This is a genomic window from Streptomyces sp. NBC_01012 (assembly GCF_045162755.1).
Classification (GTDB): Bacteria; Actinomycetota; Actinomycetes; order Streptomycetales; family Streptomycetaceae; genus Streptomyces.
Genome location: NZ_CP108688.1, coordinates 1,913,839 through 1,928,893, shown reverse-complemented (window position 1 = coordinate 1,928,893; position 15,055 = coordinate 1,913,839). Strand labels below are relative to the sequence as shown.

General features: G+C 68.2%; 12 protein-coding genes. 8 read left to right on the top strand and 4 right to left on the bottom strand.

The genetic code is table 11. The annotated features are described in order from the left end of the window. Positions 1-107: 107 nt before the first annotated feature. From OG623_RS08310 to eccE, 3 genes are all read right to left on the bottom strand, one after another. Entirely contained in the window at positions 108-341 is a 234-nt protein-coding gene (locus OG623_RS08310) for a DUF397 domain-containing protein (protein ID WP_406145574.1), read from the bottom strand. Positions 342-425: 84 nt separating this feature from the next. Further along, a complete protein-coding gene (locus tag OG623_RS08305; RefSeq protein WP_362891457.1) occupies positions 426-1,136 on the bottom strand; it encodes a hypothetical protein in 711 nt (236 codons plus the stop codon). Continuing rightward, on the bottom strand, positions 1,133-2,473 hold the full coding sequence (gene eccE, locus OG623_RS08300) for a type VII secretion protein EccE (protein ID WP_406145572.1): 1,341 nt from the start codon (positions 2,471-2,473) through the stop codon (positions 1,133-1,135). The genes OG623_RS08305 and eccE overlap by 4 nt, the downstream gene beginning before the upstream one ends. 184 nt (positions 2,474-2,657) lie before the next feature. On the opposite strand from eccE, the gene eccB reads away from it, so the two are divergent. From eccB to OG623_RS08260, 8 genes are all read left to right on the top strand, one after another. Then, complete coding sequence (gene eccB / locus OG623_RS08295; RefSeq protein ID WP_406145571.1) at positions 2,658-4,184, top strand: type VII secretion protein EccB; 1,527 nt, start codon at positions 2,658-2,660, stop codon at positions 4,182-4,184. An 11-nt stretch (positions 4,185-4,195) separates the two neighbouring features. Continuing rightward, positions 4,196-5,458 carry a type VII secretion-associated serine protease mycosin gene (gene mycP, locus OG623_RS08290; protein ID WP_406145570.1) on the top strand — a complete coding sequence of 421 codons (1,263 nt, stop codon included), beginning with the start codon at positions 4,196-4,198 and terminating at the stop codon, positions 5,456-5,458. A 147-nt stretch (positions 5,459-5,605) separates the two neighbouring features. Then, complete coding sequence (locus OG623_RS08285; protein ID WP_406145569.1) at positions 5,606-6,058, top strand: hypothetical protein; 453 nt, start codon at positions 5,606-5,608, stop codon at positions 6,056-6,058. A gap of 1,686 nt (positions 6,059-7,744) precedes the next feature. Beyond that, entirely contained in the window at positions 7,745-9,004 is a 1,260-nt protein-coding gene (locus OG623_RS08280; protein WP_406145568.1) for a S8 family serine peptidase, read from the top strand. A gap of 77 nt (positions 9,005-9,081) precedes the next feature. Continuing rightward, positions 9,082-9,438, top strand: coding sequence for a WXG100 family type VII secretion target (locus OG623_RS08275; protein WP_406145566.1), 357 nt, complete (start codon positions 9,082-9,084; stop codon positions 9,436-9,438). Positions 9,439-9,501: 63 nt separating this feature from the next. After that, positions 9,502-9,801, top strand: coding sequence for a WXG100 family type VII secretion target (locus OG623_RS08270; RefSeq protein ID WP_406145565.1), 300 nt, complete (start codon positions 9,502-9,504; stop codon positions 9,799-9,801). 373 nt (positions 9,802-10,174) lie between these two features. Then, the gene (locus OG623_RS08265) at positions 10,175-10,945 is read left to right on the top strand and encodes an ABC transporter ATP-binding protein (RefSeq protein ID WP_406145564.1); all 771 of its coding nucleotides are present in this window, start codon (positions 10,175-10,177) and stop codon (positions 10,943-10,945) included. 9 nt (positions 10,946-10,954) lie between these two features. Next, complete coding sequence (locus tag OG623_RS08260) at positions 10,955-13,522, top strand: ABC transporter permease (RefSeq protein ID WP_406145563.1); 2,568 nt, start codon at positions 10,955-10,957, stop codon at positions 13,520-13,522. Positions 13,523-13,664: 142 nt separating this feature from the next. Here the strand turns inward: OG623_RS08260 and OG623_RS08255 are convergent, their stop codons facing one another. After that, positions 13,665-14,738, bottom strand: a complete 1,074-nt coding sequence (locus OG623_RS08255) for a (+)-(1(10)E,4E,6S,7R)-germacradien-6-ol synthase (protein ID WP_406145561.1) — start codon at positions 14,736-14,738, stop codon at positions 13,665-13,667. Positions 14,739-15,055 lie beyond the last annotated feature (317 nt).

Sequence of the window (15,055 nt, the reverse complement as noted above, 5' to 3'; positions counted from 1 at the left end):
CACCGTGCCGGCCAGGTCATGCCGCGCAGGTCGGATCACACCGCGCGGTCAGGGCTTACCGTACGGTCAAGTCACACCGCGCGGTCAGGTCTCACCGTACGGTCGCCCTACTTGAGGTCGAACTCACCGTCCCGCGCGCCCAGCACGAACGCGCGCCATTCGGCCTCCGTGTAACGCAGCACGGTCTCCGGATCCAGCGACGAACGCATGGCGACCGCGCCCCCCGGAAGGTGGGCGATCTCGACCCGCTCCTCGACCTGCTCGGTACCGGGTGCGCTCAGCCACTCCACATCCGAGATGTCGAGAGCGTAGAGCTCGTCCTTCTCCTGCTGGGTGCCCATACGCACTTCCCTTCGGTCGAACTGTGTCGTTCCCCCGTAATGATCCAGAAAAGCGGCGGGTCAGGGGCGCGAACGAGACAGGTTTCAGTCCATCCTGCGCGCGGTGCCCAGCAATCCGGTCTCCACGTCCGTCGCGCCGGTCATCACCCAGTGACGCTCACGGCCCGCGACCCACAGCGTGACACCGTCGGCCAGAGTGGGCAGGGCCTCGCTCTCGGCCCGAGCGAGCCCCAGGATCCGGCCGATCTGCTCGGCCTCACCCGGCGACACCCGCTGTACTCCCACGAGCGTCGCCGCCCGCATCAACCGGGGTGCCACGGGGCTCAGATAGGGCAGCAGCGTCAGCACCGACTGCCACGGCGACGACACCACCCGGCCACGGGGCGGACGCATGCCGCAGTCGCGCACCACCACCACCGGGCTGCCCACGGTCGCGCCGGTCGGCGGGACCCGGCCCACGTCATGGAGCGAGATGCACTCGAGACCGGCGCCCGCGGCCTGCGCCAGCGTCGTCCACGCCTGGGTGCGGCCCGTCTCGACCGCGACCCGCGCCCCCGTACCGGCAGCGCGCAGCGCCAGGACCTGTGCGGTCCACAGGCCGCCGATCAACAGGACGTCGTACGGCGCCGGCCGGTGGAACCCGATCATCTGCGGGCGCCCCTCGGCGTCGTCGCCGATGATCACCCCGTCGTCCCCCACCGGCAGCGACAGCGCGCCCAGATGGTCGGCCGCCAGGGTGTGGCCGGCATGACGTGGACCCAGCAGTCCCCGCCTCGGAGCGATGGACTTCGTCACTGCGCGCCTCCCAGCGGGAGCGTGGCCAGGACACCCGGCAGCTGCTCGCGGTCCAGTCGTACGAGACTGACCTCCGCGTGCCGGGCGGCCTGCTCCAACGTCCTGCGTACCCCGACGAGTTCGGTGTCCGAGCCGCCCGTGATCCGTACATGGCCGCGCACGGACATATGCCCCTGGTGTGCGCCGCGGCGCACCGTCAGGCTGAACGTCGTCGCGTACGCGGGCACCGACGTCAGCAGGGCGACCAGCCTCGGCAGCGGGGTCGCTCCCCGGCCCAGCTCGGGCCAGCGGTCCACGGCGTACGTGGTGTGCCAGCGGTCGTCGCAGCGCCAGACCCGCGTCGTCTCCGTCGTCCGCCGCTGAGGCGCGGCGTCCTGGCGTCCGGCGCGTGCCGACAGGATGGGGTTGGCACAGGCGGACGTCGCCACGGCGGAGTTCACCTCATCCTGGTCCAGCACCGAGGCCCGGAACCCCGCACCGGTGATCCGGCTCGCCACATGGTCCGCGACCCGCACCAGGCACCGCTGGGCTCCGCCTATCCCGCCACCGCGGGCCTCCACCGCCTCCCGGCACAGCTCCGGGTCCAGCTTCACCGCCACCCACGTCATCCGCAGTGCGGGTGCCCCGGTGCGGTCCTGGAGAGGGGCGTACGAGAGCCGGGCCACCGACCGCTCCGGCAGATGCGGCGCAGGGGCGGGCCGTACCTGCTGCACGAGCTGCGCGGACTCCAGCACGATGTCGTCCACCGCGAGCGCGTCGCCCAGGAGCGACAGCGGAAGCGCCCGGGCGCCCATGGCCCGGCGGAGCGACTCACCGCTCGCCTCGACCCGTACGACAGCGGTCAGGAACGTACCGTCCCCGATCATGCCCACCGTGCGGCGGGCGCCGTCCACATAGATGTAAGGAGCGAACCCCGGGACGTTCTCCGTCACCGGAGCCAGCTGCGGCTCCGTCTCGGCGGGCGGCGCCACGGCGGTCCGCCTGCGACGGCGGAGCGACGACACGGTCGACAGCCAGTCCTGCACGGCCCTGCCCCGGCGGCGTACCACCGCGAGAAGGACCAGCAGACAGGCGATCACGCCGGCGGGAATCATCCAGGCGCCGCCGAGCGCGGCTCCCACCAGGGCCACTGCCAGGGCCGCTTCGACGAGAACCAGGCGCCGCAGCGCGGGCCCGACCCGGCCGGTCCTGGAGATCGAATGGAGCGTGGCCGCCGCGGGGGTGCCCATCGGCTGAAGGGGGGCTCCCGCGTCCGGCCCGTTGCTGCGTTGCCGCCGGGAAGGGCCGGGCGTTCGCCGGCTGGCCCGCCCCGTGCGCTCCCCCGTCGCTGCAGCCATCGCCGCGTTGCCCCCTCGTGTCCGTATTCACCGTTTTTTACACGGGCGTTGATCGGGCGATCACCCTACCTGAGCGGTGAGAGCCAAGTGCCAACAGGCATAGTAGGGGTCCCCGGTCGACGGCAGCGGTCCACCGCGGGTGTGGGAACCTGGTCGCCCACTGGGGAGAAGGGGCAGCGCGCACATGGCATCACGGCGGGACGAACTCAATGCCTACACCTTCGCGAAGCGGAGGTTGGTCGCACAGTTCCTGCAGCCCCACCCGTCCGGCTCGGAGGAGGGCGCGCCGCGACCGCTGCGCGCGGTGGTACCCGGAGCGATCGTCGGCGTGGTCGTCCTGGCGGTGTTCGGCGCCTGGGGGATGTTCAAGCCGGTGGCACCGGACAAGTGGGACACCCCGTACGAGAACGTCATCATCGCCAGCAAGTCCACCACCCGCTATGTGGTGTTGAACACCGACGGCAAGAACCAGCTCCACCCCGTGCTCAACATGACCAGCGCCAAACTGCTCCTCGATCCGGACAAGGGCACCGTCGTCAACGTCGACGAATCGGTCCTCGACAACGGCAAGATCCCTCATGGTGCGACGCTCGGCATCCCGTACGCCCCCGACCGCCTGCCGGACGCCAAGGAGGCGGCCGCCGCCAAGCGCTGGGCGGTGTGCGAGCAGCCCGGCGAGGGCGGCAGGGCCATCCAGAAGGCGGCGTTCGTCCTCGCGGAGCGCGAGCAGGGCAAGACCGAGGGCGCGAGCAAGCTGCGGGGCGGCGACGTGATGTACGTCGAGGGCCCGGACAAGACGCGCTACATCGTGGACGCCACGGGCACCGCGTACGAGGTGGAGAAGGACGAACTGCTGCTGCGCACCCTGGTCGGCCCGGACCGTGACCCCCAGCGGGTGTCCGCCGACTGGCTGGAGACCCTGCACAAGGGAGACCCGGTCAGCATCCCGGAGATCGAGGGAACCCCGGGTGCGGATGCGGGCGTTCCGGGGGCGCTGTCGTCCGGGGCCGACAAGGTGGGCATGATCCTCGCCGCGACCTCCGGCACCGGGACCCAGCAGTACGTGGTGCTCCAGGGCAGGGTCGCCCCGGTGTCCGACTTCGTCGCCAAGCTCCTGCTGAGCAGCAGCGCCCTGGTCCCGCTCGACCAGGGCGGCAAGGCGCAGAACGTCAGCGCCGGAGCGTTCGAGCCCGGCAAGCCGTTCGGGCAGGAGCTGAACTGGCCGACGAGCGAGGCGACGCCCGTCAACTCCGCGAGCGCGACGAGCGGCAGCCGCAACACCGTGTGCAACGTCCTGCGCGGAGTCTCGGAGAAGGACGGCTCCGGCACGCTGAGCACCTGGGCCGGCACCGGCTTCCCCGCCACCCTCCCCACCGGCTCCAGCAGCGCCTACGTCACTCCCGGATCCGGCCTGCTCTTCCGCCAGTTCAAGGGGTCGAGCCCCGACTCGGGACCGCAGTTCCTGGTCACCGACACCGGACTGCGCTACGCCATGCAGTCCAACGGCGACAGCGCGGAGGACGACTCCGGAATCGGTGAGTCCGGGACGCAGAAGGAGAAGGACGCGAGCCGGCAGGAGGCCCAGCAGGCGCAGAACCGTCTCGGGTACAAGGACGTCACCCCCACGCCGATTCCCGCCGCCTGGTCCGCCTTCCTGCCGACCGGCCCCCGTCTGTCGACCGGGGCGGCCCGCCAGCCGCAGGGTTCGTGAGGAGCGACCACGTGACCACCACGCGCTCCTCTCGCCATCCTCATGGCCGCCGCCTCCTGACGGCTGCGGCGGCAACGGCTGTTCTGCTGGTCACGCTGCCGGTGATGCCCGCTGCCGCTGACGACTCCACCCAGTGCACCTTCCCCTCGAAGAAGTACGCGGGCAGGCCCTGGTCACTTCAACGCGTGCTGATGGACGAACTGTGGGAGCAGTCCACCGGCAAGGGCGTACGGGTGGCGGTCATCGACACGGGTGTCGACGTCAAGAACCCTCAGCTCACGAAGGCAGTGGACACCGGGAGTGGTCGCAACTACCTGCCGAAGAACCTCAAGGACGAGAACGGCAACAAGGTCGAGCGCGGCAAGGAGAACGGCACCACGGACGTGGTCGGCCACGGCACCAAGGTCGCGGGCATCATCGCGGCACGCAAGGCGGGCGGCACCGGTTTCACCGGCCTCGCTCCCGACGCCACGATCATCCCGATCCAGCAGAACGACGCCGAGGGCCACGGCACGGCGGAGACGCTGGCATCGGCCATCCACTACGCGGCCAACGACGCGCACGCGGACGTCATCAACATCTCCCAGGACACGGCGAACGCGGTGAAGCCCGCCGCCGTGCTGCAACAGGAGGTGAACGCCGCGCTGGCCAAGAACATCGTGGTCGTCGCCTCGGCGGGCAACGACGGGCTGGGAGGAAACGTCAAGGAGACCTACCCGGCCTCCTTCGACGGTGTCCTGGCCGTCGCCTCCGCGGACCGCAACAACGAACGCGCGGCCTTCTCCCAGTCGGGCGACTTCGTGGGCGTCGCGGCCCCCGGCGTGGACATGATCTCCACGGTGCCCGGCGGTGGACACTGCTCGGACAACGGCACCAGCTTCTCCGCGCCGTACGTCGCGGGAGTGGCCGCCCTCATCAAGGCCAAGCACAAGGACTGGACGCAGAAGCAAATCGTCGCCCAGATCGAGCAGACGGCGGAGCGTTCGATCGCCGGCCACGACCACCTGGTCGGCTGGGGCGTCGTGGACCCCGTACGTGCCCTGACCGAGGACGACAAACCCATCGAGAAACCGGTGGCACACGAGGGTGTGAGCAAAGGCACGGCACCGGTCCCGGCCGCACTCCCCCTGGGTGAGACAGCGGACGAGCGTAACGCCAGGCTTGCGACCTACGTCGTGGTGGGCGGGGGAGTGCTGGTCGCCGCCATAGCCGGTGCGGCGGTGGCCGTACGCGACAGGCAACGACGGCTGGGACGCTCCTCGGGCGGCGCCTGACGGCCGGGAAGTCACGTGATGGACAAGACGGTTGGTCCTGTCAGTGGCATTGGCTAGAGTGATGGTATGGGGTCAGTGCTGTTCGGGTGAGTGCGATAGCAACGCTGAACGGCCTGAGCAAACGGGGAAACGGGGAAGGGCAGCAACGTGGGCAAAGGAACAGGGGATCTCCAGCGCGGCGTAGGTGCCTTGGAGAAGTTCCAGAAGAGCGTGAACGCGTTGCTGGCAGACCTTGAGAGTTCACCGGCAGGCAAGTCGAAGGTCGCGGCTCAGACGGTGTCGCGCAACGCCTTCAGCGGCCAGAACGCGTCCTTCGCGGAAGCGGACGGGCTCTACGTCCAGTACAACCGCGTCCACGAGTCACTCGTCACGCTGTCGAAGTCGCTGGGCGAGCAGATCGAATACCTGAGCCTGGGCGTGCACGCGGCGGCGGTCGGCTTCGACAACGTGGACGAGGACACCCGGCGGCGGTTCTACGAGATCCAGGCGCACATGGACGCGGAGCGTGAGAAGGCACGGGGCGAGAACCACGGCAAGTCCGAGCAGCCGCGTTTCGACGAAAAGACTGGCTCTGCTTACGACGACTTGGGTGATAGCTGATGAGCGACGACCAGCCGGAACTGACTCCTGCGGAACAGCGGCAGGAGGACGAGGGGCGAGTCCAGGGGCAGTTGGTTGTCACCGACATGAGCCGCCAGATGCAAGCCGTGATGGAGACATTCGGCTTCGGGGGCTCTGGCTCCTCGGGGCGTACGTCCTTCGAGGGCCATCAGCTCAACGCGTTGATCGATCTGATCGAGAGCTCCAAGCCGGAGGACCTCGAAGACGCGGGTCAGGCACTGCTCAAGGCCAGGACCTCGATCAACGACGCGGCAAAGGAACTGGGCGACTTCATCAAGGACGTCGAATGGGAGGGCGAATCCGGAGTCGCCTTCCGCGAGTGGGGCAACGGCTTGGTCGCCCATGCCGAGAAGCTGGGTGAGTTCGCGCAGACGGCCGGTACGCAGATCACCGTGGCGGGGACAGGCCTCGCGTCGGTCCGGAGCTCTCTCCCACCCCGGGACAGCCGACTCATCCGTAAGGGCCCGGACGATATCGCGAGCCCGGCGCGGATCGAGACGAACCCGGAGTACGCGGCGGCGGTGAAGGTCGAGAAGGACCGCCAAGAGGCCATCAACCAGGCCAATCGGCTGGCTTCGTACTACGCGGTGTCGGAGGAGCTGCTGGCGGCGCAGGAGCCGCCGCGGTTCGACAAGAAGCTTGATGTTGCGATGCCGCGGCCGACGAGCAGCGTCGGTGAGCGGCCCCCCGTAGTTGGGCACGGGGCGGAAGGTCCTGGATCATCTGGCCACGTGGACCCTGGAGGCGTAACCCATCACTCGGTGAGCAACAGCCAGGCTGATGCCGGAGGCCACGGCTATGAGGCACCCGTAACGGTGACACCTGTCCCCGACGACAGTACGTCGGTAGTCATCGACAGTGTCGCCACACCAGCACCCTCGGTGACCACCCCCAATTCACCTCCTGTAACTCCGACCACAGGCCCCACAGCGCCGGGGGGAGGCTGGACGCCATCCGGGTCTCCAGGTCCCGTCAACCCCATGACGAGTTTTTCGCGAGGGCTTCAGGGAACAACCAACGCTCCCAGGACCATCAGCCAGACCGGTAACGGCAGCACCCGATCGGGCGGCGGCCCTGCGGCGAACAGTCGCACCCAACCCCCCATGGGGCGCCCCGCGCCCACGCAGGGAGGATCATCCTCGGGAACCACCGGACGCGGAGGAGGCGGGGGGCAGAGCCCTCACGCCGGCCGTTCAGGTATTACGGGCGGCAGGCCGACGCCAACAAACCGTGCAGGCGCTCAGGGAGCCACCGGCCCACGTGCCGGCCGAGGCGGCATCGTGGGCGGGACACCGCAGAAGGCCGTTCCTGGGGCGGGTACGTCCGGGGGAGCGCGTGGGGTCCCCCGGGGCAAGGTGATCGGAACAGGCGGCGTGAACAATGCGTCTCGTCCCACGGGGCGAGGCACCCCTAGCACCAACGGAGTGGTTGGCACACCCCGTGGAGGCGCCGTGCGCCCGGGTGCGGGAGGTAAGGGTTTCACCTCCGGGGGTGCAGGTCTTGTGCGTGGCCCTGCGGGTCGCAAGGACTCCGGAGATGAGGATCAGGACGACGGCACGCAGCGCCCCGACTACCTGACGGAGGACAGGGAGACGTGGGAGGCCGGCCGACGCGGATCCGCACCGCCGGTCATCGAGTAGGCACACGGAAGGTTCGGAAGTCAGGATGACAGCAGGAATGGGCCAGCCCCGGAAGCGTCGTGTGCCTCTCAGGTGGAGAGGACGCCTGCTCAGCACGATGGCTGTGGCTGCTGCCTGGACCGTGGGATTTGTAGGGGTTACTCCCACTGCGGTCGCTGTGGAAGCGCAGTCGAAGCAGTGGTATCTCGAACCCATGCATGCCGAGGAGATGTGGAAGACGACCACAGGTGAAGGCATCAAGGTTGCTGTCATTGACACCGGGGTCAATCCAACCACGCCGTCCCTCAAGGGGCAGGTACTCAAGGGGTACGACGCCACAGGGGCAGACGGCGACGAGTACGACGACTACGACGGCCACGGCACGACGATGGCTGAGCTTATTGCTGGAACCGGCGAGGGCGGGGGCCTGAAGGGTCTCGCGCCAGGTGCGAGGGTAATCCCGATGCGGATCACCGACACGAAGTTTCAGAATGAGCATTCAGTAAATGCGGATGATACTGAAGATGCGATCCGTGCTGCGGCAGATAGTGATGCGCAGATCATCAGTATGTCGTTTGCTAGCGATTTCCCAGGCAGGGGAGAGCGAGACGCTGTCAAATACGCCGAGAGTAAGGGGAAACTCTTCTTCGCAGGTGTGGGGAACAACGCGAAAAAGGGAAACAAGGATCAGTATCCTGCTGCGTACCCACAGGTAGTCGGCGTCGCGGCCACGGACAGCAGTGGTGCAGCTTCGGCCTACTCCCAACATGGGAAAATTGTCGACATTGCGGCCCCTGGTGACGGTATTCCGCTGTGGTGCGACTCCAAGTTTCAGGACTACTGCGAATCTGAAGGCGGCACCAGCCAAGCCACGGCGATCACGTCAGCAGCCGCTGCCCTGATCTGGTCGGCCCACCCGGAATGGACCGCTAACCAGGTCCTCAATCTCCTCTTCGACACGGCCGGGCGAGGCGACTGGGAAAAGGGGACACTGAGCAACTACCTCGGTCACGGCGTCATCCGCCCGGCGGTCAACATCCTCAAGGGCACGGGGGACCCCGGAGACCCGGACGTCAGCCCCCTCACCGGTGAGAAGACGTCCGGATCCACTGCCTCGCCCGCCGCATCCGCATCAGCTTCGTCACAGCCTGAGAAGAAGGACAAGGCCGACGACGCCGCTATGGCAGGCTCAAGCGCGGAGAAGGACGGCGACAGCCAACTGGGTCTGATCCTCGGAGGGGTGGCCATAGTGCTGGTCCTCGGCATCGGCGCCTTCGCGCTCGTCCGCAAGCGCCGTAGCGTCTGACAGGCCGAAGTTCCTCACATATACCTCCCGGCGGGAACGTCGGACCGAACAACAGCACCAGGAAGGAAGCCAGCACCATGGCAGCAGATCAGAAGCTTTCAGATGACATGCTCATCAAGCTGGAGAACGAACTCGGCCAGCGGTTCGACTCTGTGAAGAGCCAGCTGAAGACGCTGCAGGCCACGATCGACAGCCTGGAAGGCGCCTGGAAGGGCATTGGGGCCAACGCCTTCAATGTCAAGCAGGACGAACTCAACAAGCGGATGGGCCACATGGCCACCCGGCTGGTCAACTTCCAGGAAGCCATCAAGGCGGCGCGGACCATCTCGGGCAACAACGAGGACGAGATCAGGCAGGCGCTCCAGGGGGTGGACGTCGTCCCCGGTCACTCGACCGGCTCCGAGGCCAGGACGTCGGCGATCAACAACCTCTGAACGTTGCTGTTCCCGTACCGCGTACGGGCCATGACACCGAACTAGATTGAACTGGAGGACCATATGTCGACCAACGACGGCACGATGGTTGTCACTTACGCGAGCCTGGAGCTGGCCGCCGGTGACATCGACCGGCAGAGCAAGCGGCTCGACGAAGACCTTGCGGCCATCAAGCGGATGGTTGCCAGTGCTTCCGAGCTCTGGCAGGGCGAGGCCAAGTCGGCGTACGACCACGCGCAGGCCGGCTGGGACCGCGACGCCAAGGGGATCCACGCCGCCCTGGGCGAGATCTCCCGCAAGGTGCGCGACGCCAGCACGTCCTACCACGCCGGTGACAAGCGGGCGAGGGCCAACTTCGACTAGGACGCACGCGCCGACGAACAACCGGGTCAGGGTGGGCACGCACGGGAGGTGCCCACCCTGACCTTTGTCATGGCGCGGTCGTGGGACCGAACAGGTGGAGGAAGGCCTGTCCACGCCCCCTGTGGAGAGGCAGCGGCGAGCGCAAGGAGCCCCACTCGCCGTGGAGTTCGACCAGGACACCCCGTACCGCCGTTTTCTTGCCCACCACCATCCCCTCCGGGCCATGACGTGCCCAGCAGGGCCGAACCGTCCGGCTGGTGCCCACCCCGACGACGGTGTAGCTGGCTCCACCATCGATACGGGGTGCAGGGGGTTCGAGTCTCTCCCCGGCGACCACCTACGGTGAAGCTGCCAACAAGGGGAAGGCAAGGAAATGACCACGCAATGGGGAGAGTTCGCGGCCACGGTGGGCACGCGGGCAACGGCCATGAGGCTGGACTCCGTCACTAAAACGTACGGCAAGGGAGACGGTGCCGTCACCGCGTTGCGGGGGATCTCCCTGGACGTTCCACGCGGTACGTTCACCGCTGTCATGGGCCCGTCGGGTTCAGGCAAGAGCACGTTCCTGCACTGCATCGCCGGGCTCGACCAGCCGACCTCCGGCCGCGTCTTCCTGGGTGACACCGAGCTGTCCGCCCTGAAGGAGGCGGAGCTGACCGCAGTCCGCCGGGAACGGATCGGCTACGTCTTCCAGGCCTACAACCTCATGTCGGCGCTGACGGTCAAGCAGAACATCACCCTCGTCGCGCGGCTGGCCGACAAGATCGTGGACGAGGCGTGGCTGAGCGAGATGCTGACCCGGGTGGGGATGCACGAACACGTCGACCGCCTGCCCAACCAGCTCTCCGGCGGTCAGCAGCAACGTGTCGCGATCGCCCGTGCTCTGGCGACGCGCCCGGACGCGCTGCTGGCGGACGAGCCGACCGGCGCGCTGGACACCCGCACCAGCCAGGACGTCCTCAGGCTGTTCCGGCAGATCGTGGACGAGATAGGCCAGACCGTGCTGATGGTGACGCACGACCCGGTCGCCGCCTCCTACGCCGACACGGTGCTCTTCCTCGCCGACGGCCAGCTGGCCGGCCAACTGGACCGGCCCTCACCGTCCGAGGTCGCGGAGCGCATGACGCGCCTCGGCAACTGGTAGGGGGCGTCCGTGTTCGACATCGCATGGAGCACCATCAAGAACCGCAAGGGCGGTTTCATCGCGGCCTTCATCGCCGTGATCTGTGGCTCGGCCGTCATCACCGCCTGTGGCGTGCTGTTCACGTCAGGGCTGCTCTCGGGCGTCGCCCCTGAGCGGTACGCCGCTGCGACCGTGATGGTCGGCGGCCGGCAGACCAAGGACGTCAAGGAGAACTTCGACCCGTACTACGCCGAGCGCGTCACCGTTCCGGCCTCGGTGGCCGAGCAAATCTCACGCGTCGACGGCGTCGACAAGGTCGTCCGCGACCACTCCGTCGAAATGAGCCTGCAGAAGGACGACGGCAGCGCACGCGGCGAGCCCCTGCCACTGGAACACCCCCTTTACGGCCACGGCTGGTCGTCAGCCGCTCTGGGCCCCTTCGAGCTGACTGAGGGCAGCAGCAAGCCGGGCAGCGCCGGGGAGACGGTGCTGGACGCCGGCCTCGCCCGTACGGCAGGGCTGAAGGTCGGGGACACCGCGCAGCTCTCGGTCGGGACCACACCGCGCGTCTACAAGGTCGTCGGCCTGGTCGACACGCCCGCCAACGGCCTGGACCGGCAGTCGGCCGCGTTCTTCACGGACGCACAGGCCGAGCACCTCTCCCAGCGTCCCGATCAGTTGACGGCGATCGGCGTCCTGGGCGAGGACGGCGCCGACGCGGGCGATCTCGCGGGGAAGATCGAGGATGCCGTCAGCGGCACCGAGGTCGTCACCTACACCGGTGACGCGATCGGAGACCTGGAATTCCTGGACGTCGGCCAGTCCCGCGGCTTCCTGGTTCTGCTGTCCGCCTCGTTCGGAGGCACGGCGCTCGGCGTGGTCGTCTTCGTCGTCTCCTCGACCCTCGGTCTGGTCATCCACCAGCGCCGTCGCGAACTGGCCGTGCTGCGTGCCATCGCGGCGACGCCCCGTCAGGTGCACAAGCTGATCGGCAGCGAGGTGCTGCTGGTGGCGTCCGTCGGTGCGGTGCTGGGCGCGGTGCCGGGCTTCCTGGTGGCCGGGCTGCTGCGGGACGCCTTCGCGGACATCGGCGTACTGCCGTCCGACTTCGACCTGTCCCTCAACCCGCTGCCGGCCGTGGCCGCTGTGCTGCTGTCCGTACTGGGCGCGCTGCTGGCCGGGTTCATCGCGGCCTTCCGGATCGCCAAGACCAAGCCGATCGAGGCGCTGAGCCAGTCCCAGGTGGAACAGGGCGAGCTGGGCCGTACCCGCAAGGGCGTCGGAGTGGGCCTGCTCGCGCTGGGCCTGGTGACGTCGATCGTGCTGCCGGTGCTGATCCCGGGACAGCTGGCGATCGCAGGGGCCGGCGGGTCGCTCGTGCTGCTCATGGTGGGCAGCGCGTTGATCAGCCCCGTCCTGGTGCGGACGACGACCCGTGTGCTGACGCCGCTGCTCATGCGCTCCCGGGTGAGCGGCTATCTGGCCGCGGCCAACAGCAGCGCGAACGCCCGCAGGCTCAGCAGCGCGGTCGTGCCCCTGGCACTGGGTACGGCGATGGCGCTGATGCAGCTCTCGATGCTGAACACGGTCGAGGCGACGGCGCAGGACCAGGCGGCGACCGGTGTCGTCTCCGACTACGTGATCACCAGTGGGACCACGGGCCTGTCCACCGACCTGGCGCAGAAGGTCCGCGCCGTCGACGGTGTCGGGACCGTCACACCGGTGGCCCGCTCGCAGGTGATCATCACCTACGTCGAGATCGACAAGCCGGTCTCCAACCCCTTCGGTGCCCAGGGCCTGGAGCCGCGCGACCTGGACCGCACCCTCGACCTGGACGTGCGCGAGGGCAGCATGGACCAGCTCCGGGGAGACACGGTGGCGCTCAGCCGGATCGCCGCCGATACCGCGCGGCTGGAGGTCGGTGACACCGCCGACGTGGACCTCGGCGACGGCACCCACAAGGACCTCAAGGTCGTCGCCCTCTACGGCAAGGGCCTGGGCTTCGGCGACGTGACCCTGCCGCACGGCATGCTGACCGAGCACACCGCGCACCAGCAGGATTCCGCCCTGCTGGTCAGCGCCGCCGACGACAGTTCGGGCGGGCAGGTGGAGGCCGGGCTGCGGAAGCTGGCCGAGGCCACCCCCGGCGTCGGGGTGCAGAGCCCGCAGGAGTTCGGGGCCATGGAGCAGGGGCAGTTCACCCAGCAGTCCTGGACGAGCCTGATCGCCAACGCGCTGCTGATTCTCTACGTCCTCATCGCCGTGGTGAACACTCTGGTCATGGCGACGACGGGCCGGAGCCGCGAGTTCGGCATGCTGCGGCTGTTCGGCACCAGCAAGCAGCAGACGCGGCGAATGATGTTTCTGGAGTCCTGGGTCGTGATCCTCACCGCCGTCGTCGTCGGCATCGCCATCGCCGTCCCGCCGAGCGTGGGCGCCGCGCTGGGCACCACGGGCCAGCCGATCCCGTACATCCAACCGCTGGTCGCGGGCGGCATCGTGGTCTTCGTCGCCCTGCTGGGGTGGCTGTCGATCAGCCTGCCGACCCGCTCGGCACTGCGGGGCCGCCCCATCGACGCGGTGTACGCGGGTGAGTGAGTGAACGGAGTGACCGCCCGCGGTAAACCGCCGGCGGTCACCGCCGTCTCAACGGTGGATCCCTTGCCGGACGTTCCGCACAGGGGATCAGCAAGCTGCCGATCGGCGAGACCCGCCGGCACAGGTCGTACCCGGCCGGGCCCTACCGGTCCTCCACCAGGTCCCACCACCAGGCGATGCTGGCGATCGGCAGCGGCTGGTCCGCTTCCCGCTCCTGGAAGGGCGAAACGGCGCTGCCGGCGGGCAGGTCGGCCGGATTCTCCGGATTGACGTAGCGATTCGTCGTCAGGGACCAGTCGTAGTCGGCGCGGATCCAGGAGTCGCAGTCCGTGATCCAGCGATGGAGTTCAGGACCGGCGTCCCGCAGGATCTGGTCGCGGAGGCGGAGATACAGCGCCATGGCACGGGTGTGCATCATGGCGGTCTCGCTGACCGCCTCGTCGAGTGAGCAGTTCCGCTCGTACGCGATCAGGTCGACGATGTTGCCGTATCCCTCCTGGCTGCGTTCGCGCTCCTTGTGGTAGGAGACCAGGTCGTTGGACCAGCCGATGATCGAGGCGAAGACCTCGACGAACCCGCGGATGTCGGGGCGTTCGTAGTCGGACGCGGGGAGGTCGTAGCCATGGATGATCTCGCTGAGGGTCGAGAAGATCTTGACCCCGGAGGAGTCGAGCCGAACCGCCAGGTGGTCGGAGAGGGTGGGTATCCGTCCCTCGGCACTGTTGGCGGCCATCCAGATCTGGCCCTGGAGGTAGGTGCGGAAGCTGGCTGACCAGCGGGCGGTCTGTACGGGCGTGGTCAGGTCGTCGAGTCGCAGACGTAATTCACGCAGCGCCGCGCTGTAGTTGTCGTCGGTCGGAGCGGCCCAGGGGACCTCGACGATGCGCTGGAGCTTGGTGACGATGAGCAGGGTGGCGTCCGGGGATGCGGCGACCGGCCCTTCGTCGCAGAACTCGTCGTCGAAGGCGAAGAGCCACATCAGGAAGTCCGAGGTCCACTGCAACGCCGCCAGGCGTCCGGAGGGGGCGCCGCGGCTGGTTATCTCGCCCACGGAGATCCGTGTCAGCCGATCGCGTTGCTCTTGGTCGGAGTAGAGGCCGAATCGGTCCAACCAGGCGGCCGAGCCTTCGTCGATCTCGCGCCAACCGGGATGGATCCCGGACGGGAGCGGAACCCAAAGCTGAGGGATCTTCGGCGCTGGAGCTGGCGAGGTCATCTACCGCCCTTTCGCATGTACTTTTCAATGCCTCTGAGATCCGGAAGTTAGCAAGGTGTAGGGGGAACGGGTACAGCCGTTTCCAGCCTGGTTGGCTCGCGGAGGCTGTCGCCTCCAGCGAGGGGGCAGGGTTCTGGCTGGGTTTCCGGCGCTCGTGAGACGTGCGTAAGCGGTTGATCACGCACCGTTTGCGGTTGATCGGTTCCGGCGTGGAGTTGGCCCGAAAGTGCCTCTTGCCAGTTCAGGATTCATCAATTTCGCGCATACGAAAGGGCCCTCGGCGCTCTGCGGAGTGGCACGCGCCCAGGTGATCGCCC

Excerpts from the sequence above, each read along its gene's own strand:
- OG623_RS08310 (WP_406145574.1), bottom strand. The coding sequence starts at position 341 with ATGGGCACCCAGCAGGAGAAGGACGAGCTCTACGCTCTCGACATCTCG.
- OG623_RS08265 (WP_406145564.1), top strand. The coding sequence starts at position 10,175 with ATGACCACGCAATGGGGAGAGTTCGCGGCCACGGTGGGCACGCGGGCA.
- OG623_RS08270 (WP_406145565.1), top strand. The coding sequence starts at position 9,502 with ATGTCGACCAACGACGGCACGATGGTTGTCACTTACGCGAGCCTGGAG.
- eccE (WP_406145572.1), bottom strand. The coding sequence starts at position 2,473 with ATGGCTGCAGCGACGGGGGAGCGCACGGGGCGGGCCAGCCGGCGAACG.
- OG623_RS08280 (WP_406145568.1), top strand. The coding sequence starts at position 7,745 with ATGACAGCAGGAATGGGCCAGCCCCGGAAGCGTCGTGTGCCTCTCAGG.
- eccB (WP_406145571.1), top strand. The coding sequence starts at position 2,658 with ATGGCATCACGGCGGGACGAACTCAATGCCTACACCTTCGCGAAGCGG.
- OG623_RS08275 (WP_406145566.1), top strand. The coding sequence starts at position 9,082 with ATGGCAGCAGATCAGAAGCTTTCAGATGACATGCTCATCAAGCTGGAG.
- OG623_RS08255 (WP_406145561.1), bottom strand. The coding sequence starts at position 14,738 with ATGACCTCGCCAGCTCCAGCGCCGAAGATCCCTCAGCTTTGGGTTCCG.